This window comes from Actinophytocola sp. (assembly GCF_035942955.1).
In the GTDB taxonomy this organism is placed as follows: domain Bacteria; phylum Actinomycetota; class Actinomycetes; order Mycobacteriales; family Pseudonocardiaceae; genus DASYTH01.
In genome coordinates this window covers 21,630-42,574 of the sequence record NZ_DASZCQ010000204.1, presented here as the reverse complement: position 1 = coordinate 42,574, position 20,945 = coordinate 21,630, and the positions used below count along the sequence as shown (strand labels likewise).

The following is a 20,945-nucleotide window of genomic DNA, read 5'->3' as shown; positions in this document are numbered from 1 at the left end:
GGCAGCCAGTATGAGGTAGGACTAGCAGAGTGACCACGTCGAGCATCCGGTGCCGGGTCTGGTGGGCCCGGCCGTCGATCGAGACGCCCCGACTGCTCGGCCTGCTGGACACCGTGGAACGGGAGCGGCACGCGGCCTACCGGCTTGCGGTCGACCAGGTCCGGTTCCTCACCGCGCGGGTGGTCGCCAAGGCGCTGGCCGCCGACGCGCTCGGCATCGAGCCGGGGCGGGTGAACCTGGACAGCACCTGCCCGGACTGCGGCCGCACGCACGGCAAGCCGCGGGTCGTCGCCCCGCAGGGCCACCCGCCCGGCCGGGCGCTGCCCGAGCTGTCGATCTCGCACTCCGGCGACCTGGTCGCGGTGGCCATCACCGACGGGCTGCCGGTCGGCGTTGACGTCGAGCAGGAGCGCGACGTGTCGGTGGACGACCTGGTCCGGCTGACGCTGTCGGCGGGCGAGCTGGACAGCTTCGCCGCGGTGGCGCCGCCCGACAAGGACGCCGCGTTCTTCACCTACTGGGCCCGCAAGGAGGCCATCCTCAAGGCCACCGGCCGGGGCCTGGCCATCCCGATGACCAGGATCACCGTCACGCCATGGGACACCGAGCCTCGGGTCGTCGACTCCCAAGCGTCCGAAGTGGACGCCAACCGGATGCGGATGGCCCAGCTGGACGCCGGTTCCGGCTACCGCGCCTGCGTCGCCGTGATCGCCGGCCCCGATTTCCCGGCAACCGGCTGGGTTTCCGAGCACGACGCCGACCCTCTGGTCGCCAAGCTCGCCTAGTAGTGCTTGTTAGCTCGGGCTGTGCTTGTTAGCTCGGGCAAGGCCGCCGGGCGCCTTCGGCGCCGGCCTGGGGTTGGGTTGCTTGGGTGGTTGCGGGCCGGGGTGGGTGGTTGGGTGTCGTGGGTGGTTGGCTGACGGCGCCTGCGGGCAGGGCTCGTTCCTCGCCCTGCCCTGGTCGTCGTGTGGCGGCCGCCCTCGCCAAAGATTTGCCGACCCCGGCGCAGTTTGACCTCAGCGCAGTTTGGCCTGCGCGGTTTGACCCCAGCGCAGTTGATCTCAGCGCGGTTTGACCTCAGCGGATTTGACCTCGGCGCACCTTCGAAGCTCGCGCTAGGACTTCCCCAGCCGCTGGCGGGCGACGCTCAGGTAGTGGTCGACCAGGCTGGTGTCGGGTTGACCGGCGCGCAGGGACTTTGCCTTCTCCAGCAAGGATAGCGCGACACGCGCGGCCTCGGGCGGGGTGAGTGCGGCCGGCCGGCCGTCGCGGATCTGCCCGGCGGCGGTGGCGTCGGTCAGCGCCGCCGATCCGAGGTGCTGCAGGCAGCGCGCCTCTCCCTGCTCGTCGCCGGTGCGCTCGTACCACTCCTTGGCACGCAGCCACCGGTGCACCGCTTCCGGCAGGTCACCGGCGGCCAGTGCCACGCCCTGCAGTTCCACGGCATGCGCCTCGCATCCGGTGTCGCGTTGCTCGGCGGCCAGCCCCCTGGCCCGGTCGAGGTGCTCGAGCGCCTCCCGCCACCGTTGCCGGCCGAGGCACAGCGCACCCAGGTTGAGCCGTACGATGGTCAGCTCAGGGTGGCCGCTCTGCGCGTCGGCGACCCGATCCAGCTCCCGTTCGGCCGCCGCGAGCCGGTCCGGGTCCGCCCGGCCCGGTCCGGCGAGGGCCAGCAGTGCCCGCTCGATCCGGATCCGGACGCGCAGCCCGGCGGCCGCCTCCGCAGGCAACCGGTCGACGTACCGGGCGGCCGCGTCGAGCCGCTGGCCGGCCTCGTCCAGTGCCGCGGCGATGCGGCTCGCGGCCGCCATCCGCACGGCCGCCAGCCCGGCCAGATCCGTGCGGCCGGCCCGCTCGGCAAGGTCGCGCAGCGCCTGGCTGACCGTGAACAGCCCGCCGGACTGCTGCTCGCGCACGTACCACGCCTCGAGGGCGTCCGCGATTGCGGCCAGGTCGTCGATCACCTGCTTGACCAGATCGTCGTCCGGATAGCCGTCCGTGGTGAACAGGGGCCGCAGCGACAGCTCGGCGTCGTGGAACCACTCGACCGCGACGGGCGTGGTGCCGAGCCGGGGCAACCAGAGCGCGGTCTCCCGGGCATGGTGGCGGACCAGCGCGGGCACGGCCTCGTGGGCGTACCTGCGGCGGTCGGACCTCGGGGTGGTGAGCACCTCACGCAGCTCGATGGGCAGCCGGTACCGGCCGTCGTCGGTCTCCCGCACCAGGTTGCGGATCCGCAGCTCCTCGAGCGGATCACCGGTGGTCTCCAGCAGTGCCGCGATCTCGCCTGCGGACAGCGCGGTGACCGGCAGCTCGGCGAGCGCGTGCAGCAGCCACACCGCATCCGCCGACAGGCCGGCCCGGACGTGGTTGAGGTAGACCGTCCACACCCCGCCGCTGCGCAGGGCCTCGACGGTGAGCGTGCTGCCCGGGCGCATCATCTCCCGGACGAATGCCATGAGCACTCCGGGCAGCCCGCCGCAGACGTCGAGCAGCGGGTCCAGCCGGCCGGCCCGGCCGCGGCCGGCAAGCAGCTCCCGCAGGCGCCGCCACCACGGCGTGCCGGCCGGCCCGACCTCCGCCTCCCAGATGGCCCTGAGCCCGTGCCGGCTCAGCTCGCCGAGGACCTCCACGCTGCGGTGCACGGCCGGCCGCACCGCCGACTCACCCGCGATCACCAGCCACGGCCGCCCGGCCACCGGCCACCGGTCGGTCAGCCACTCGACCTCCTCCGGTGCGGAGACGTTGTCGAGCAGCAGGACGTCGTGGGACGACCGCAACGCCCGCTCGAGGCGCTCGCTGGCGTCGGCCAGCCGCTCCGGCGAGCCGTCCGCCGGCTCGTCGAGCCCGAACGTGGACAGCACGCGACCGGCGGCGTCCCGAGCGGTGTCGGGCCGCCGGCTGGACCGGCTGCGCATGTCGATCCGGGTGGCCCGGCCGGCCCGGCGCTCGTCGAGCAGCCGCTGCACCACGCTCGCCGCCACGGCCGAGGTTCCGACGTCGCGCGCTCCGATGACCGCGACGAACCCGTTGTCGAGCAGCAACCGCACCGCATTGTCTACTTCGGACTTCCGGTGCTGGAGCGGCTTCGGCCGCTGCCAGGCCGGCGGCTCGCGCCGCTTGACGGGTTCCCGCTCGGGCGGCTTTGCCTTGCGGCCCAACAGCTTGCGGCCCCAGAGGTAGTGCACGGCCAGAGCAACCAGGCCAAGCGGCAGGCCGGCGACCACGGCGACGAACAGGATGTAGCCCACCAGCCGGCCGATCGCCGTGTCGTTGACCCGGTCGCCGAGCAACTCGAAGCTGAGGTTCAGCAGGATGACACCGAGCGCCGCGATGAGCCAGCCCGCTATCCGGTTGAGGAAGCTCTTGTCGGAACTCACCGCAGGACGCCTCCGGTCAGCCCGGCGACCACGCGGGGCCAGGTGGCCAGCAGCACCGCGACCGGAACCACCGCCGACACGACCGACAGCGCGGCCACGGTGCCGGCCGAGGTGCCGAACTGGCGCGCCTCGCCCCACAGCAGCAACGTGAACGGCGTCTGCCCCGGCCCGCCGATCAGGAACCCGACGATGAAGTCGTTCCACACCAGGATGAGCTCGAGCACGACCACGGCGATCAGCGCCGGCCGGTACCTGCCCCGCCGCCACACCGTGTCCAGCAGGGGCCGCCCGTCGCGCACGTTGGCCACCGGCGCGGCGTCGAAAGCGGTGCGCAGGACCAGGATCGCGAACGGCAGCCCGGCGGCGGCGTGCACCAGCACCAGCGGGGTCCGGCTTCCGGTCAACCCCAGCGAGGTGAACGCCTCGCCGAGCGGCCCGGCGTACATCTGCACCGGCGCCACGGCGAGCACGACCAGCAGCATGGTCAGGCCGCGGGACAGCCAGGCCGGCAGGCGACCCCAGACCAGCAGGTACGCCGCGGGCACGGCGGCCGCCACCACCAGCGCGATGGTCAGCGCCACCAGCAGCACGTTGCCGATCAGCGCCGAGCCCAACCCGGCGTCGGCGACCGCCGCGAACGACCCGAGGCCCAGCCCGGCCGGCCGCCACCAGCCGGCCGAGCCCGCGGCCGCCGGCTCGTGCAGCGCCGTCGCCACCAGGATCACGGCCGGCAGCAACCACAGCACCCCGACCCCGATTCCGATCACCCAGCTCCACCCGCGATGCGGGTCCTGTGCCGGCTCCCGATCCGAAGTGGACCGTTCGGGCCGGCTCGGTCCCGCCCGCACACCGAACAGCGCGATCGCCGCCACGGCCAGGAACAGCACCACGGCCAGCGCCGCCGGCTCACCGTCCCGTGTGGACTCGGAGACCATCCGCCACCAGCGCAGCCCGACCACGTCCACGTCGTCGCGCACCGACGCCGGCGCGGCGATGAGCACCAGGTCGAACACCCGGATCGCGGCCACCAGCACGGTGAGCACGACGATCGTGGTGACCGGCCCGGCCCGGCGGTGCCCGGGGTCGGCGTCCAGGCCGGCGCGGAACAGCACCACGATGAACCCCAGCCAGGTCCAGGCGAACGCCGACGCCAGCACCAGCCAGATCAGCTCCGGCCCCAGCCAGACGATCCCACCGCCGAACAGCGCGCTGGCCATGCCGCGCTCGGGCACCGGGTCGAAGATCATCCGAAACACCGCGCCGGACGCCAGCGCGGACACCCCGAACGGCAGGATCAGCACGTACAGCAGCACCCGCCACAGGCCGTGCACCAGCCGGCTGAGCCGCGCGATGCCGTAGCCCAGCGCGACCAGCAGCAACGCGATGACCACCCACACCAGGCTGCGCAGACCCGCGGCCATGGTGCCCGGATCGGTGAGCACGGCGCCGAAGTTGCCGAGCACCGCGCCGTCCCCGCCGAACGCCCGGACCACGGTCCAGACCATGGGAACCATCAGGAACACCAGCAGGACGGCGGCCAGCACGCCGAGCAGGTAGTACCCCCGGTGCCACCCGGCCGACTCCGGCTCGCCGGCCCGGCCGGCCGACAGCTCCCTGCCGGCGACCTCCAACCGCAGGTCCGGCCGGGTCTCGACATACATGGCTCAGCTCACCCGGATTCGTCGACGTTGACCATGGCGGCGCACGCCGCGTGCGCCGCGTCCGCGCGCGGGGCACCGTCGCCCAGCTCGCGCAGGAAGTCCACCAGCACCCGGTCCAGGCCGCCGCCGACCACACCCAGCTCGTCGGTCAGGTCGAACCGGACGTCGCCGCCACGCAGCTCGGCGGCCAGCCGGCCCAGGATCGGGCTGTACGCGCCGGTGCCCGGGTGGCCGGCGATGAACCCGCCGGTGTCGCGGATCCAGGGCACCGGCGCCTCCGGCCGGCCGAGCCGGTCGACCAGCCGGCGCGCCTCCTCGGTGGCCGGGTGGGTGAGCACGAGCAGGTCGCCGCCGAACACCAGCGGGCCGGTGCCCGACTTCGACGGGAAGGTGAACGTGCCGACCTCGCCGTCCGGCACCCCGAAGTGCCGGATCACCGACTCGGTGAAGTCGGGCGCCACCACCATGGCCGCCCGGTGGTAGACGAAAACCTCGAGCACGGCCTCGGGGAACTGCTGCACCAGCCCGCCGCGCAGCCCACCGGCGAACGCTCCCGGCCGGCCGCACAGCTCGCCGACCATCTCGAACGCGGCCCGCATGTCGGGACTGTCCCACAGCCCCGGCCGGTGCCCGCGCTGGGTCAGCGCGTCGTACAGGCCGGCGAAGTTGCGCAGCAGCACGTTCTCGAAGATCCCGGACAGCATCCACCCGTCCGCGCCGCCGAGCGCCAGCGGCGCGCCGGCCGCCGGGCTGGCGATGATCGACTCATTGAGCGCGAGCCACTCCTCCCAGGTGTCCGGGGGACGCAGCCCGTGCTCGGCGAACAGCGTTTTCCGGTACCACACCACCGACTTGTGCGCGAGCTTGAACGGCAGCGCGTAGCCACCCCCCGGCAGGCTCCGGCGCCAGATCTCGGTGTAGGCGGGGTGGTTCTCGACCCCGAGCACGGGCTCGAGGCGTTTCACGTTGTCCCGGACCAGGCCGCCGCGGGGCAGCGCCACCACGTCCGGTCGCCCCGCGGTCCGCGCGCCGAGCGCGGCGTCGATGTCGTCGCCGAGCGGGATCAGCTCGTAGTTGTCGATGCCCTGCCCGCGCAGCACCGCGCGGAACGCCGCGAGCTCGGTCGCCGACCAGCTCACCGCGATCCGGACCGGGTTCACCAGCCCCACCGTGCGCGCCACGCCGGCGCATCCGGCGGCGGCCCCAAGCGCGGACAGCCCGCCGGCCCGCAGCACCGTTCGCCGACGAACTCCCGCCATGACCCCTCACCTTATGTGAGGCAAACATCCCCCAGTGTGGCAAACGGCTCACTTACACGCGAAGGTCGAGACCCATCGCCCGGAGCAGCGTCTGGAACTTGGCGGACGTCTCGGCCAGCTCCAGGTGGGGTTGGGAGGCCGGCATGATCCCGGCCCCGGAGAACAGCCGCAACGACGCGCCGCTCACCTCCGCACACCGGATCGCGACCGCCCACTGCCCGTCACCGCTGGCGTCGCACCAGCCGACCGCCCCGGCGTAGAACCCCCGATCGAACGGCTCCAGCTCGGCGATCGTGCGCCGCGCCAGGTCGGACGGCGTGCCACACACCGCAGGCGTCGGGTGCAGCGCGCACGCCAACCGCAGCGCCGACACCCCCGGGTCGATCAGCTGCCCGGTCACCCGCGTGGACAGATGCCACACCGCCGGCGTTGCGACCAGCGACGGCTCGGGCGCCACGCTCAGCCGCCTGCAGTACGGCCGCAGCGCCTCCACCACCGCCTCCACCACGACGGAGTGCTCGTCCTGATCCTTCGCCGACGCCAGCAGCGCCTCCGCGTTGCGCCGATCGTCGGCCGGATCGGCACACCGCGGCAGCGTCCCGGCGATCGGGTTGGCTCCCACCCGCACCCCCCGCCGCCGCACCAGCAGCTCCGGGCTGGCCCCCACCAACGTCCGCCGCGCCCCGCTGGACGGCAGATCCACCGCGTACGTGTAGCCCGCCGCGTTGTCCCGAACCAGGTTCCCCAGCAACCCCCGAATCTCCACCGGCGCGTCGAACGTCAACCGCAACGCCCTGGCCAGCACCACCTTGCGCAGCTCCCCGCCGAGCGCCGCCACCGCCCGGCCGACGCACCGCTCGAACTCCCCGGGCTCCGGCACCGGCTCGACGCGGCAACCCGACGCCACCGTGGCCCGCTCGCCCACCCGAGCGGCCCGCGGCGGCCCACCCCACGCCACCGCCTCGGGCACCACGACATGCGGAGCAGCCGCCGAGTCGAACGGCAACGCCCCGACCGCCAGCGGCGCGTCGGAGTCGGCCAGCAGCTTGGTCACCACCGTCGACAGCTCATCGGGATCCCGCTCGTCGACGGTGTCCAACACCCCGGTGGCCAGCAACGACCGCTGCGGCGTAGCCAGAAAGAAGGAGCCCGGCCGGTAGTCCTCCACCAACCCGATCGGGTCAGCATCCAATCCACCGTAAGCGGGACTCACCACCCCATCATGACGACCGAGCGTCCCAATGGCCCGACGCCCCCGGTGTGTCATTGAACACGTTCAACTGGAAGCAAAATGCGATGAAGGGAGCCTCCCTCACGCCGAGCGTGCCGAAAGCCCCCTTCATCGCATGAAACCGCAGCCGCCAATCCAACCCGACCGCCAAGTCACGCCCCGCGGCACCAACCGGCGGCACGAACCCAACTCGACCGCCAAGCCAAGCCCCGCGACACCAACCGGCAGCCGTCGACGCCACCCAACCACCACGTCAAACCCCGCGACACCACCGGCGGCCACCAAGCCAACCCGACCACCGCGTCACGCCCCGCGGTACCAACCGGCGGCCACCAACCCAACCCGACCGCCAAACCAAGCCCCGCGACACCAGCCGCCGGCCGCCAACCCGACCACCAACCCGAAGCGCTGCGCCCCCTCCCCCCGGGGACCCACCTTTCAGTTCAACGCGTCGATCAGCGCCGCGCGCTGCCGTTCCCCCAGACCCGCGACACGCTTGTTGGGGTCGATGCCGGCCTGCTCGAGCAGGGCGGCCGCCTTCACCGCGCCAATGCCCGGGACCGCCTTGAGCAGAGCCGCCACCTTGGTCTTGCCGACGGTCTGGTCATCCTTGGCCCGCTTCAGCACCGACGCGATGGACTGCTTACCGGACTTGATCGACGCCAGCAGCTCGGACCGCGCCTTGCGCGCCTCGGCCGCCTTCGCCAACGCCTCAGCGCGCTGCTCGGGAGTCAACGTGGGCAGAGCCACCTGATGATCCTTCCTAGTCAGAGGTAGTGCCTCCGACCAGTAAACGACAACCCGCGCGGATGCACCGCGCGACACGCGCAAACGTCGCCGCGCTCCCACCCAACGGGGACCAGGCACAACTGTGCGTGACGACCATGCCGCGGGGCCCGCGTGCCGCATAGGGTTGGTGACCATGCGCAGCACGATGCAGGACGGTCAACTGTCCATTGCCAACCTCGTGCGACACGGCTGCCGGGTGCACGCCGGCAGCGAGATCGTCACCTGGACCGGCGAAGGTTCCCGCAGGTCGAGCTATGCCGAGGTGGGTCGGGAGGCGGCTCGGCTTGCGCATGCCCTGCGCGGTCTCGGGGTCACCGGCGACCAGCGGGTGGCCACGTTCATGTGGAACAACACCGAGCACTTCGTGGCCTACCTCGCCGTGCCCGCCATGGGCGCGGTGCTGCACACGCTCAACCTGCGCCTGTTCCCCGATCAGCTGACCTACGTCGCCAACCACGCCGAGGACCACGTGATCCTGGTCGACGCCACGGTGGTGCCGCTGCTGGCCAAGGTGCTGCCGACGTTCCGGACGGTGCGGCACGTGATCGTGGTCAACGGTGACACCAGCGCGCTGCAGGCCCCGGACGGCGTCCAGGTCCACTCGTATGCCGACCTGCTGGCCGGTCAGCCGGAGGAGTTCCCGTGGCCCGACGTGGACGAGCGCTCGGCCGCGGCGATGTGCTACACGTCCGGCACCACCGGCAACCCCAAGGGCGTGGTCTACTCGCACCGCTCGATCTGGCTGCACTCCATGCAGGTGTGCATGACCGACTCGCAGGCGCTGTCCCAGGCCGACCGCGCGCTGGTGATTGTGCCGCAGTTCCACGCGATGTCCTGGGGCCTGCCGTACGCGGCGCTGATGGTCGGCGCCTCGCTGATCATGCCGGACCGGTTCCTCCAGCCCGAGCCGCTGGCCAGGCTGATCGCCGCGGAGAAGCCGACGATGGGCGGGGCGGTGCCGACGATCTGGCAGGGCCTGCTCGCCCACCTCAAGGAGCACCCGCAGGACCTGGCCCCGCTGCGTGAGGTGATCGTCGGCGGCTCGGCCTGCCCGCCGGCGCTGATGCGGGCGTTCGACGAGTTGGGCGTGACGCTCGTGCACGCCTGGGGGATGACCGAGACGTCGCCGCTGGGCTGCGTGTCCCGTCCGCCGGCCGGGCTGCCTCCGGAGCGGGCCTGGGAGTACCGCATCCTGCAGGGCCGCTTCCCGGCGTCGGTGCGCGCCCGCCTCGTCGACGACGACGGCAAGGAGGTCCCGTGGGACGGCGAGAGCGTCGGCGAGCTCGAGGTGGCCGGTCCCTGGGTGACCGAGTCGTACTACCGGATGTCGGAGGGTGACGAGGGGTCCGAGAAGTTCGACTCCGGCTGGCTGCGCACCGGCGACGTCGGCACCATCACCCCGGACGGCTTCCTGCGCCTGACCGACCGGGCCAAGGACATCATCAAGTCCGGCGGTGAGTGGATCTCCTCGGTCGACCTCGAGAACGCCGTGATGGCGCACCCCGCCGTGGCCGAGGCCGCGGTGATCGGCGTCCCGGACGAGAAGTGGGACGAGCGCCCGCTGGTGGCCGTCGTCCTGCGGGAGGGCCACACCGCCGATCCGGAGGAGCTGCGCGCCTTCCTGGCCGACAAGGTGGCCAAGTGGCAGCTGCCGGAGCACTGGGCGTTCGTCGAGGAGGTCCCCAAGACCAGCGTCGGCAAGTTCGACAAGAAGCGCCTGCGCGCCGCCCATGCCGAGGGGAAGCTGGACATTCACCACTTGAGCTGAAATCCCGCCCGTTGCCCGCGGATCGCCGAATTGTGGTGTGCGGGGCGGATATGGTGGGCATTGCGGACGACGGCGGCCGGCTCGTCGCGGGGTCACGGTGGGCCGGGCCGTCCGATGACGTCCAATGGCCGGGTTGATCCGCCGTCACGCGGCTAACCTCCCGGTTGGTATGTATCTTCGGGCCGATCACCCGAGGGAGGTGACCCGCCTGCCAGCCGAGTCCGTGGCCCCGGTGCCCGCGCGCGCCGGCGACCGCACGCGCAAGCTCAACGCGACGTCGTACGTCGTGCTGGGCATGCTGTGCCACGGCCCGGCCACCAGCTACGACCTCAAGCAGCGGATCGCCTACACCATCGGCAACTTCTGGGCGTTCGCACACTCCCAGCTGTACGACGAGCCGATGCGGCTGGTGGCCGACGGCCTGGTGACCGAGAGCGTCGAGCAGGGCGGCCGGCGCAAGCGCACCTACTCGATCACCCGGGCCGGCCGCAAGGCCCTGCGCGACTGGCTGGCCACCCCGACGCGCGAGCAGACCGAGGTGCGCGATCTCGGCCTGCTGAAGCTGTTCTTCGCGGCCTTCGGCGAGCGGGAGGACCTGATCCAGCTGGCCCGCGACCGGTACGAGTCGCATCGCGCCAGGGCCGACGGCTACCTCAAGCAGCACGAGCGCATCGTCGACGTCGCCGACGAGTGGCAGGTCAAGACCCTGGAGCTGGGCCTGCGCTACGAGCGCACGGTCGAGCAGTTCTGGGCGGACTTCCTGGCCGAGCTGGAGGCGGACAAGCAGGACGAGAAGTAGGTCAGGCGAACTATTTACAGGATCTTCGTTGAGCGCGAAAATCACCACCATGAGCGCCCATCCGTTCCGGTCTCGCCTTGCCCACCTGCTCCTCGCCGGACTCGCCGGGGCCGCCATGGCCGTGTCGCTGCCGGCCGGGGCCGCGGCCGACCCGGCCACCGACAGCGCGCCGGTCGACTTCCACCAGTGGCGGTCCCGGCTCGACTTCCTCACCGGCCAGTCCGAGGGCCTGCTCCCGGCCGCCCGCGGCGGGGTGCGGATCGGTTGGCCCGTCGGCACGATCGAGCACACCGAGCCGGGTCTTGGCACCACCCGGCGGTACGACTACGCCCGGTGGACCTCGCCGATGTACCGGCAGGGCTTCGACGCCACCCAGCTCGTCGCGTCCTGGAACGCCAGCACGCCGGCCGGCACCTGGCTGCAGGTCGAGATGCAGGGCCGGACCGCGGCCGGGGCCACCACGTCCTGGTACGTCATGGGCCGGTGGGCGTTCGGCGACACCGACATCCTGCGCACCAGCGTGCCCGACCAGTCCGACGCGTCCGGCTTCGTCGACGTCGACACGTTCGTGGCGGCCAGCGGCGTGACGCTGCGGTCCTACCGGTTGCGCGTCACGCTCTACCGGGAGGCGGGCAGCCGGGTCACCCCGACGCTGACCATGGTCGGCGCCATGGCGTCGGCGATCCCGGACCGGTTCACGGTGCCGATCTCACCGCCGGCCGGCGCGTGGGGCCGCGAGCTGCCGGTGCCGCGCTACTCGCAGAACGTCCACATTGGTGAGTACCCGCAGTACGGCGGGGGCGGCGAGGCGTGGTGCAGCCCGACGTCGACCGAGATGGTCGTGGAGTACTGGGGCCGGCGGCCGAGCTCCGAGGACCTGTCCTGGGTGGATCCGTCCATTGCGGACCCGTCGGTCGACCACGCCGCGCGGTTCACCTACGACCGCGACTACGACGGCACCGGCAACTGGCCGTTCAACACCGCCTACGCGGCGAGCTTCGGCCTGTCCGGCCACGTGACCCGGCTGCACTCGCTCGCCGAGCTCGAGCGCTACATCCTGGCCGGCATCCCGGTGATCACCTCGCAGTCGTTCCGCGAGGACGAGCTGGACGGCGCCGGTTACGGCACTGCGGGCCACCTGATGGTGATCGTCGGCTTCACCGAGAACGGTGACGTGATCGCCAACGACCCCGCGTCGAGCAGCAACGAGGAGGTGCGCAACGTGTACCGCCGGGATCAGTTCGAGACGATCTGGTTGCGCACCAAGCGGTACACGGCCAGCGGCAAGGTCGCCAGCGGCTCGGGCGGCATCGCGTACATCATCAAGCCGGTGGGCCACCCCGGCCCGTAACCTGGATCGAGTGAGCGGAGCTTGCGGAGCGAACCATAGGCACCGTCCTGTCGCCGAGGAACGAGGCGGCAGGGTCGCCATCACCGAGCTTGCGAGGTGATGGGGTGAGCGGAGCTTGCGGAGCGAACCATAGGCACTGCCCTGTCGCCGAGGAACGAGGCGGCAGGGTCGCCATCACCGAGCTTGCGAGGTGATGGGATGAGCGACCGGCTGTTCGTCTACGGCACGCTCCAGCCCGGCGCCACCCACTGGCGGCTGCTCGAGCCGTTCGTGTCGGGCAGCCCGCGGCCGGCGTCACTGCCCGGTGTCCTCTACGACACCGGCCGCGGCTACCCGGCGCTGCGGCTGGACTCCGGCTCGGGCCCGGTGGTGCGCGGCTGGGTCGTGGAGCTGCGCGCGCCCAGCGATGCCGCGCTGTCCGCGATGGACGAATACGAGGGTGTGGAGTACCGCCGGGTCCGGGTCACCCTTTCCGACGGCGTCGACTGCTGGACCTACGTGTGGATCGCGGGTTTCGCCGGACTGCGCCGGCTCACCGAGCCGTGGCCCCATCTTCGGCCGAGCGCTGGTCACGACCGGGGTCCGCGAGGCACCCTTGGCGCATGATCGAGGAAGCCTCCGATCCGCTCGCCAAGATCACGCTGTCCCCGCGTGGGTTCATCGTGGTCCTGGCGACGGTCGCGCTGCTGGTCGGGCTCATCCTGGCATTGATACCGGTGCACGTCGCGGGTCCCGACCCGGCCATGCCGGCCAGTGTGAGTTGCGGCAACACCATCGGTGGGGTGGAGACGGGATCGGTCGCGGCGGGACTCGACCAGCCCGACCGCGAGACCATGGTGTCCTACGTGGACATGTGTGAGCGGGCGATCGGCGACCGGATCTTCTACTCGTGGCCGATGTTCTTCGGTGGCGGCCTGGTGATCATCTGGCTGGGGGTGGTGCGGAGTCGGGTCCGCTGATCGCCGCTACCTGGCCGCGGAACCCGCGAGGAACCAATTTTCGATCATAGCCGCGTCCTGCTTCGAATCCGGCAGCAGCTCCATGCCGGGGTTGGCGATCTTCTCCTTGGCGATGAGGTCGGCGTAGTGCGAGTCGTCCATGATCCGGTTGACAATCGCCTCGTCACTCGACATTCGTAGCAATTTCTGATCGGCGCTGATCACCAGATCCTCGGGCAGCATCTGCAGAATTTCTCGCTCCATGTGAAGCGCCTGAAACTCGGTGCGCAGGGTACCCAGTGCCTGGAACCGCTTCTCGATGACCTGCGCGCGATGCGCTATCTCATGGGTCAGCGCGCCGACCAAGTTTTCATTGTCGCGTAGCATTATCAGATCGTAGGCTTCCACATACATTCCGGCAGTTTTCCGGCCGCCGGCGTTGAAATCCTTGATCAGTCGCACCGCGACGTTGCGGGCATCATCGCCGGGGCGCAGCTTGCCGCTCTCCTCGAGCGCCTTCACCATGCCATTGACCGGACCGCGCGTGGTGCTTCCGCCGATCCGGACGATATGCCGCTTCGACAGCTTTTCCGCGGCCACCCTTATTGCCTCCAGCAGCGCCTCCTTACCGGGAGCGGGCTTCGCCGCGGCCAGGCCGTCGCGGAGGGCCTGCAGCATTTCTTGCAGCGTCCGGCCGGAGTTGGCGAGCACGGTGCCGACCACGCGGCTGCGCGCCGCGACACCGAGGCCGGCCTGATCGGTGGCCTTGATGAGCTCCGGCAGCGCCTTGAGCCCGCCCTTCTCGGCGGCCGCCATCGCCCCGCGCAGCGCCTGGAACGCCTTAGCCGCCCCGAAGACGTTCATTCCCAGGTCGAGCAGATCCCAGGCCAGCCACATCAGGCTCGGGGCCTCCTGCGAGATCGCCTCGGCCTGGTCGAAGGTGGACAGATGCTCGGCGCTGGCCAGGCTGTAGTCCTTGTAGTGCTCGTACAGCGTCGTGAGGCTGTACGCCGTGCTGAGCACGGCGGCGCCGGCCGCGACGCCGGCGACCAGGCCGGAACCGCCCGTCGGGATCGCGCTGAGCAGCCCGAGCCCGATGGCGATGACCGCCCACATCATGGCGTCGTCGTCGCCCGACCCCTTGCGGGCCGCGATCGCCCGCTCGTCGACGACTCGGGCCTCCCATGGCGCCAGCGCCAGCCTCGGTTTGGTGCGGTTGACGATAGTGGGATGCTTCCACGGGTCGTACCGCCCACCCGACTCACGGATCTCGGCGCGTACCTTCTTGATGTTCTCCAGCCGCTCGTCGATCGTCTTGTACAGCGACTCGGCCATGTCCGACGGGCTTCGTGCGGCAAGCTCGCGCAGCTTGTCCGCCGCGTCGTCCCCATACGTGTAGGCGGCGAGCACGGAATACGTGGCCTGCGCCTTGTTGCACGCCTCGCGATAGGCCTTCTCGGCATCCATCCACGGCCGGCGTGCGGCCTCGGTCAGCGCCAGAACTCCCGACGTGTCGGGCGTCTCGCCGGAGGGCTGCCGGAGCCGGTCGTACTGCCGCTTCGCGTCGGTGAATGACTTTCCGAGACCGTCGGCGGTGTCCCGCCTGGCCGCGAGGTCGCGCGCGTTGTCGCGGATGCCCTGTTGCAGCGGCCCACCCGTCATCGAGTAGTCCTTGAACACCCGGCCCGAGACCTTGAGACCGTACCGGGCCAGCTCCGCGCGGAGCTTCGCTTCGCTCTGGTCGAGCAGATCCAGCGTTTCCTTGTCCGCCTCGGAATCGAACGCTCCATCCCTGGCCGGGGCGATGTTCAGGTCGCCGGTGACGTGACCGGTCAGCCACTGCACCCGCTGCTGCCGCGAGGTGATCTCGGCCCGCAAGGTGTCGCGGCACCGGGCGACGAGGGCAGCGTCCCCGCCGTACCTGAGGTCCGTTGCCGGGTCGGCATTGATGAACCGGTAGGCCCAGGCGCTGGTCTTCTGCCATCCCATCTCGCCGATGAGCCGTTCCACGAGCGCCGTGGTTTCGGCGGCACCGGCGGTCAGCCCCCGGTGCTCGTGCAGCACGGCGGTAGCACCGGGCACCCGAGCGACGACCGGCCGTGCGCACTGGATGAAGGTGGCCGTCGCGCGGTTGCCCGCCGTCGCCTGCAGGCCGAGCATCCTTCGTTCCCTCGGTCGCGCCGGCTGCCCGGGGACCGGCGCCGTGCCGCCGGCATCGCGAACCGGCTTCCGACCGTCAAAGTGCCGCATCCCGCCCCCCGACCCTCGTGCCCTTGTCCGATCATCCGCTCGGGTGGCGCCGCCGGGACAGCACGGAAGGACAGCCGTCCGGACAGGTCTGGCGGGCCACGTCAACCCAGGAGCTTGCCCGGGTTCATGATTCCGGCCGGGTCGAGCGCCGCCTTGACGGCGCCAAGCACCTCCAGACCCACCTGGCCGATCTCGGCGGGGAGGTAGGCGGCGTGGTCCACCCCGACGGCGTGGTGGTGCGAGATCGTCCCGAGTGGACCGGCGGGGTCGCCGGAGATGGCGGTGCAGGCGGCGGCCTTGGCGCGTTGCCATTGGCCGACGGGGTCGTCCGGGGAGCGTGGAGCGATCACGGTGAAGTAGAGGGAGGCACCGGTTTCGTAGGCGTGCGAGACGTGGCACGCGATGATCGCGGAGGAGAGCGAGTCGGACAGCGCGGTGTGGACGGCGGTGCGCAGAGCGGGCAGCTTCGACCAGTAGGTGGCGGTTTCCAGGGTTTCGACGCAGACGCCGGCGTCGAGGAGGGCGTCGCGCTGGCGGGGGCCGGCGAAGCGGCCACGGCGCCAGGATTCGCCTGCGGCGGCGCCGAGGCGGACCATGCGCAGGCCGCGGAGCGGGCGCAGGGTTGCCGAGCGGCGTAGCGAAAGGTCGGAGTGGGAGGCGGCTTCCCAGCCGAGGACGAGCAGGCAGGGCTCGGATATGCCGCGTAGCTTCAGGTAGCGGCGCAGGGCGGCGGATTTCCAGCCGCCGGTCAGGTTGAGCGCCATGTCGGTCTCGGTGGGGTCGGACAGGCGGGTGATGTCGGCCAGGACTCGGCTCTGGGCAAGGGAACGGACGGCGGTGGTGGCGGGGTCCCAGCCGTCCAGGATGAAGCCTTCGTAGCGGTGCACCGCGGGGATCGGGCGGACGCGGACGGCGACCTCGGTGATGACGCCGAAGGCGCCCTCGCTGCCGACGACGAGCTGGCGCAGGTCCGGGCCGGCGGCGGAGGCCGGGGCGACGCCGAGGCGCCAGTGGCCGCGCGGGGTGGCGAGGCGGACGCCCTCGACCATGTCCTCGAACCGGCCGTAGCCGGCCGAGGCCTGGCCGGACGATCGGGTGGCGGCGAACCCGCCGATCGTGGCGCGCTCGAACGACTGCGGCACGTGGCCGAGGGTGAGGCCGTGCGGGAGCAGCAGGCGCTCGGCGTCGGGGCCGACCACGCCGGCCTGGAGCACGGCGATGCGGGACACCGGATCGACGGAGACCAGCTTGTCCAGTCGCATCAGGTCGACGGCGACGACGGCGGCCGTCGCGCCGCGCAGCGCCTGCACGCCGCCGACCACGGAGGTGCCACCGCCGAACGGGACGACGCCGATCCGGTGCGCCGCACAGGTTTCCACCACGCGTTGGACCTCGTCGGGATCGGCCGGCACGACCACCGCGTCCGGCACGGTCAGCTCGCCGGCGCCGCGGTGGCGCATCAGGTCCAGATAGGACATTCCGCCGGCGCGGCCGAGCCGGTCGGATCGCTCGATGAGCACGTTCTCCTTGCCCACACCGGCTTCCAGTGCGGCGCGGGCCTCGGCCGGCAGGGCGGACTCGGCGACAGTGAGCGCGGAGTCGGGCGCGACCGGCGTGGTCCGCTCCACGAGGCCGGTCCTTTCCCGCAGCCACCGCATCGCGTGCGCCGGCAGGTGGGGGTCCTCGGCCCCGGCCGGTGTCCAACTGCACCGGACCAGATGGTCGAGCGGGTCGATGGGCTCATGCACCTGTACAGTGTGACACATGGCGGTCAAACGTCACACCGTCGCGTCACCCAGCCGGGTCGACGACGACGTGCTGCTCGACGCCGCGCGGGCCTGCGTGCTCGACACCGGCGTCCGGCGGACCACGCTGAGCAGCGTGGCGCGGGCCGCCGGGGTCAGCCGGATGACGCTCTACCGGCACTTCCCCGACGTCCGCAGCCTGCTCGCCGCGCTGATGACCCGCGAGTTCGGCGCGCTGCTCGCCAGGGTCGACGACACCTCGGGCGGCAGCGCGCGGCAGCGGGTCGTGGCGGCGACGGTGGACAGCGTCTGCGCGCTCGTGGTCGACCCGCTGCTGCGGGCGGTGCTGGATCGCGACGCCGAGCTGATGCTGCCCTACCTCGTCGAGCGGATCGGCGGCGTGCAGCGGATCGCCGAGGAGTTCCTGCGGGCCCAGCTGATCGCCGGGCACCAGGACGGCTCGGTGCGCCGCGCCGACCCGGCCGCACAGGCCAGGGCGATCTTCCTGGTGGCGCAGTCGTTCGTGTTCTCCATGCGGCCGGCGACGGCCGATGTGGACCGCGCCGCGCTCATCGGGGAGCTGACCCGTCTCGTCGAGGGGGCGCTGCGACCATGAAGCCGACGTCGCTGAATGCCGAGCGCCGGGCGCGCGATCTCGACGCGCTTGCCGCGGGCGAGGTGGTGGACCTGCTGGTGATCGGCGGTGGGGTCACCGGGGCCGGGGTGGCGCTGGACGCGGCGTCGCGCGGGTTGAGCGTGGCGCTGCTGGAGGCCAGGGACCTGGCGTTCGGCACCTCGCGGTGGTCGAGCAAGTTGGTCCACGGTGGACTGCGCTACCTGGCCAGGGGGGACGTCGGGCTGGCGCACGAGAGCGCGGTGGAGCGCGGGGTGCTGATGACCACCACGGCGCCGCACCTGATCCGGTCGCTGCCGCAGTTGTTGCCGCTGCACGAGAAGGTGTCGCCGGCCGTGGCGGCGGCCGGGCGTGCCGGGCTGTACGCCGGGGATGTGCTTCGTCGGCTTGCCCGCACGCCGTCGAACCTGCTGCCGCGGCCGCGGCGGGTGTCCGGGCCGGAGGCGCTCGCGCTCGCGCCGGGGCTGCGGGCCGCCGGGCTGCGCGGTGGGCTGCTGTCGTTCGACGGGCAGCTGACCGACGACGCCCGGCTGGTGGTGGCGCTGGCCCGCACCGCGGCCGGGTTCGGCGCCCGGATCGTCACGCGGGCCAGGGTGGTCGCGGTGCGCCGGACCGGCGCGGACGTGCGGGACGAGTTGACCGGGCGCACCCTTCAGGTGCGGGCCCGCGGCGTCATCAACGCGACCGGCGTGTGGGCCGGCGAGCTGGTGGACTCGGTGCGGCTGCGGCCATCCCGGGGCTCGCACCTCGTGCTGGACGGCACCTCGATCGGGGTCACCACGGTGGCGCTGACCATCCCGGTGCCGGGACGGTTCGGCCGGTTCGCCCTGCTGCTGCCGCAACGGGACGGCCGGGTGCATCTCGGGCTCACCGACGAGCCGGTGGACGGGCCGATCCCGGACGTGCCCGAGGTTCCACAGTCCGATGTGGACTTCCTGCTGGAGATCGGCTCCTCGGTGCTCCAGCGGAGGTTGGGCCCGGCCGACGTGCTCGGCCGCTACGCGGGGCTGCGGCCGCTGCTGCCTGGTCTCGGCACGCGCGGCGGCGACCTGTCCCGGCATCACGCCGTGCTCACCGCGGCCGACGGGGTGATCACCGTGGTGGGCGGCAAGCTGACGACGTACCGGAAGATGGCGCAGGATGCCGTCGACGCGGCGGTCGCCGCGGCCGGCCTGCACGCGGGGCCGTGCCGTACCAAGGAGATCCCGCTCGTCGGCGCGGCGCCGCGCAGCCGTTTGTCCACAGTGGAGGCACCGGCGCGGTTGGTGGCGAAGTACGGGACCGAGGCGCCGAGCGTGTGCGCTCTCGGCGAGGTCGATCCCGCGTTGGGTGAACCGGTGGCGCCCGGGGTGGAGCTGACCGCCGCCGAGGTCGTCTGGGCGATCCGGCACGAGGGCGCCCTGGACGCCGACGACGTGCTGCACCGGCGCAGCCGGATCGGATTGGTGCCGGCCGAGCTCGAGGCGGCCCGCGCCGCGGTCACCGGACTTGTCGGGAGATCCCTTCTAGGTCTTGGTTGATCTGGGCCAGCCGGTACCTGATGCCGGCGACCAGGTTGTCCACCGGCATCCAGATGTTGGGGTAGGCCGGCAGGTGGTGGCGCTGGAACACCGGGTCGGTGAGCTGCATCAGACCCTTTGGCGGGTAACCGTTCTGCGCCTCAGGGTGGTTCAGGTTCACCGCGTGCGGGTTGCCGCCGGAGCCCTGGTCGACGATCTGGGCGATGCGCTCGGCGTCGATCCGCGACGGGTCGACGCCGTGCTCGATGAGGATCTGCACGGCCGACCCGATCCACCGCGCCCGGTCCACTCTGGACGCCTGGTATCCCGGACCGGGCGGCGGCCCGCTCGGGCCCCAGGACGGAACTCCGGGCGGTAGCTGGGAAGTCGAGCCCGGCGTGTACCCCTCGTAGGTGTAGGCGGCGCCGGGATCGACGGGCTGGCGGGTGACTGTGCCGGGCGAGCCGCTCGGGGCGGTGCCGGCGGAGATGTTGCCGCCGTAGTTGAGCGGCGCCGGGTCGCCAACCGGCTGCGGCTGATACCGCTGCTGCCCGCCCGCCTTGGCGCCGATGGCCTCCAGCAGCTGCTTGACCGCCTGGGCCAGCTGCATGATCTTCTGGATCAGCTGCATGACCTTCTGCAGCGTCGAGACCAGCTTCTGGATCTTCTGCAACGCCTTCTGCGCCGAGGACACCGCGGTCTGCACCGAGTGCGCGATCCCCTTGGCGATGCTGGCCCCGAACGATCCCCAGGCCGCGGCGAACGCCTCGATCATGATCATGATGATCTTTTTACAGGCCTGGTTGATGATGTCCAGCACGGCCTTGCGAATCTCGGCGAGGGCCTTGCCGGCGCCGGCCAGCCCGTCGGAGATTCCCTTGCACACCTTGGACATGCTCTCCAGGTTGCGCGCCTGGGTCTCGCTGGTCCTACGGTAGGCGTCGGCCGCCCGGCCGCACCAGCCGGTCGTCTCGCGCCGCGCCGCGTCCCGGTACTGGTTGGCCGTCGAGGTGAGCTGCTCGCTCGCCCTCGACCAGCCCTGCGCGCTGTTCATGATCGCGTTCGCGTCGCCGAGCAGCGCGTCGAACGGCTCGCGCAGGAACGAGATCTGCGAGATGAGGAAGCCGAACCCGGCGCTGCCGATGGCGCCGAGCGGATCCCCGCCAAGGTTGATGATGTCCATCGCGACGTTGGTCGCGCCCATCCCGGCCTGCAGCCAGTCGCCCCGCTCGATGGCGTCCGTGGTGCTCCGGACGTCGTTGAACAGGTTGGCGGCCGACTGCTCGGGGGTCTGCTGCGTGGCGGGCCTCGTGGTCGTCGTCATCGCCGGTCGTCCCCCTCGGTCAGGCTGAGCAGCTGCGCGTGGGTCTCGTCGACCTGCTGGTACAGGTTGGCCACCTCGGTCAGGCCGGTGTGGATGTCGGCGATCGACTGGGCCGCCTTGAGGATTCCCTCCCTGGCCTGGTCGCTGGCCAGCATCATCGCCGCCGCGAAAAACTGCCCGATCGTGCCGTACGCGTCGCCGTGCACCGAGGCCCCGGCCGCGCCGACGGCCGAGCTGACCTGATTGGAGATCGTCGAAACGGTGCGGCAGTGCGCGCGCACCTCACCAACGTTGACGTCGAAGCCGTCGCCCATGAG

Annotated in this window: 17 protein-coding genes; 8 read left to right on the top strand and 9 right to left on the bottom strand. The window is 71.7% G+C overall.

What is annotated here, in order from left to right:
- Nucleotides 1–29: 29 nt before the first annotated feature.
- Complete coding sequence (locus tag VGX25_RS20215) at nucleotides 30–785, top strand: 4'-phosphopantetheinyl transferase family protein (protein WP_326919398.1); 756 nt, start codon at nucleotides 30–32, stop codon at nucleotides 783–785.
- 330 nt (nucleotides 786–1,115) lie between these two features.
- Here the strand turns inward: VGX25_RS20215 and VGX25_RS20210 are convergent, their stop codons facing one another.
- The 5 genes from VGX25_RS20210 to mihF all read right to left on the bottom strand — a co-directional run bounded on the left by VGX25_RS20210 (nucleotide 1,116) and on the right by mihF (nucleotide 8,281).
- Nucleotides 1,116–3,380 carry a hypothetical protein gene (locus tag VGX25_RS20210; protein ID WP_326919397.1) on the bottom strand — a complete coding sequence of 755 codons (2,265 nt, stop codon included), beginning with the start codon at nucleotides 3,378–3,380 and terminating at the stop codon, nucleotides 1,116–1,118.
- Nucleotides 3,377–5,041 (bottom strand): hypothetical protein, encoded by a 1,665-nt coding sequence (locus VGX25_RS20205; RefSeq protein ID WP_326919396.1) that lies wholly within the window; start codon nucleotides 5,039–5,041, stop codon nucleotides 3,377–3,379. The genes VGX25_RS20210 and VGX25_RS20205 overlap by 4 nt, the downstream gene beginning before the upstream one ends.
- Before the next feature lie 8 nt (nucleotides 5,042–5,049).
- The gene (locus VGX25_RS20200; protein ID WP_326919395.1) at nucleotides 5,050–6,300 is read right to left on the bottom strand and encodes an ABC transporter substrate-binding protein; all 1,251 of its coding nucleotides are present in this window, start codon (nucleotides 6,298–6,300) and stop codon (nucleotides 5,050–5,052) included.
- A gap of 52 nt (nucleotides 6,301–6,352) precedes the next feature.
- Complete coding sequence (locus VGX25_RS20195; protein ID WP_326919394.1) at nucleotides 6,353–7,513, bottom strand: isochorismate synthase; 1,161 nt, start codon at nucleotides 7,511–7,513, stop codon at nucleotides 6,353–6,355.
- Nucleotides 7,514–7,969: 456 nt separating this feature from the next.
- Nucleotides 7,970–8,281 (bottom strand): integration host factor, actinobacterial type, encoded by a 312-nt coding sequence (mihF, locus tag VGX25_RS20190; protein ID WP_326919393.1) that lies wholly within the window; start codon nucleotides 8,279–8,281, stop codon nucleotides 7,970–7,972.
- Nucleotides 8,282–8,453: 172 nt separating this feature from the next.
- On the opposite strand from mihF, the gene VGX25_RS20185 reads away from it, so the two are divergent.
- The 5 genes from VGX25_RS20185 (at nucleotide 8,454) to VGX25_RS20165 (ending at nucleotide 13,197) form a co-directional block, all read left to right on the top strand.
- Complete coding sequence (locus VGX25_RS20185) at nucleotides 8,454–10,088, top strand: long-chain fatty acid--CoA ligase (RefSeq protein WP_326919392.1); 1,635 nt, start codon at nucleotides 8,454–8,456, stop codon at nucleotides 10,086–10,088.
- A 199-nt stretch (nucleotides 10,089–10,287) separates the two neighbouring features.
- A complete protein-coding gene (locus tag VGX25_RS20180) occupies nucleotides 10,288–10,887 on the top strand; it encodes a PadR family transcriptional regulator (protein WP_326919391.1) in 600 nt (199 codons plus the stop codon).
- A gap of 49 nt (nucleotides 10,888–10,936) precedes the next feature.
- Nucleotides 10,937–12,238, top strand: a complete 1,302-nt coding sequence (locus VGX25_RS20175; RefSeq protein WP_414635885.1) for a C39 family peptidase — start codon at nucleotides 10,937–10,939, stop codon at nucleotides 12,236–12,238.
- 198 nt (nucleotides 12,239–12,436) lie between these two features.
- The gene (locus VGX25_RS20170; RefSeq protein ID WP_326919390.1) at nucleotides 12,437–12,844 is read left to right on the top strand and encodes a gamma-glutamylcyclotransferase family protein; all 408 of its coding nucleotides are present in this window, start codon (nucleotides 12,437–12,439) and stop codon (nucleotides 12,842–12,844) included.
- Nucleotides 12,841–13,197: a hypothetical protein gene (locus tag VGX25_RS20165; RefSeq protein WP_326919389.1), complete on the top strand. Its 357-nt coding sequence runs from the start codon at nucleotides 12,841–12,843 to the stop codon at nucleotides 13,195–13,197. The genes VGX25_RS20170 and VGX25_RS20165 overlap by 4 nt, the downstream gene beginning before the upstream one ends.
- Before the next feature lie 6 nt (nucleotides 13,198–13,203).
- Here the strand turns inward: VGX25_RS20165 and VGX25_RS20160 are convergent, their stop codons facing one another.
- Nucleotides 13,204–15,336, bottom strand: coding sequence for a hypothetical protein (locus tag VGX25_RS20160; RefSeq protein ID WP_326919388.1), 2,133 nt, complete (start codon nucleotides 15,334–15,336; stop codon nucleotides 13,204–13,206).
- Nucleotides 15,337–15,527: 191 nt separating this feature from the next.
- On the bottom strand, nucleotides 15,528–17,192 hold the full coding sequence (locus VGX25_RS20155) for an FAD-binding oxidoreductase (protein WP_326919387.1): 1,665 nt from the start codon (nucleotides 17,190–17,192) through the stop codon (nucleotides 15,528–15,530).
- Here VGX25_RS20155 and VGX25_RS20150 point away from each other — a divergent pair.
- Together VGX25_RS20150 and VGX25_RS20145 are read left to right on the top strand one after the other, a co-directional pair.
- Entirely contained in the window at nucleotides 17,191–17,787 is a 597-nt protein-coding gene (locus VGX25_RS20150) for a TetR/AcrR family transcriptional regulator (protein ID WP_326919386.1), read from the top strand. The two genes, VGX25_RS20155 and VGX25_RS20150, sit on opposite strands and share 2 nt — an antisense overlap.
- On the top strand, nucleotides 17,784–19,325 hold the full coding sequence (locus VGX25_RS20145; RefSeq protein ID WP_326919385.1) for a glycerol-3-phosphate dehydrogenase/oxidase: 1,542 nt from the start codon (nucleotides 17,784–17,786) through the stop codon (nucleotides 19,323–19,325). The genes VGX25_RS20150 and VGX25_RS20145 overlap by 4 nt, the downstream gene beginning before the upstream one ends.
- Here the strand turns inward: VGX25_RS20145 and VGX25_RS20140 are convergent.
- Both VGX25_RS20140 and VGX25_RS20135 read right to left on the bottom strand, forming a co-directional pair.
- The gene (locus VGX25_RS20140; protein ID WP_326919384.1) at nucleotides 19,285–20,628 is read right to left on the bottom strand and encodes a transglycosylase SLT domain-containing protein; all 1,344 of its coding nucleotides are present in this window, start codon (nucleotides 20,626–20,628) and stop codon (nucleotides 19,285–19,287) included. The genes VGX25_RS20145 and VGX25_RS20140 overlap by 41 nt on opposite strands.
- On the bottom strand, nucleotides 20,625–20,942 hold the full coding sequence (locus VGX25_RS20135) for a type VII secretion target (protein WP_326919383.1): 318 nt from the start codon (nucleotides 20,940–20,942) through the stop codon (nucleotides 20,625–20,627). Before VGX25_RS20135 ends, VGX25_RS20140 begins: the two co-directional genes overlap by 4 nt.
- Nucleotides 20,943–20,945 lie beyond the last annotated feature (3 nt).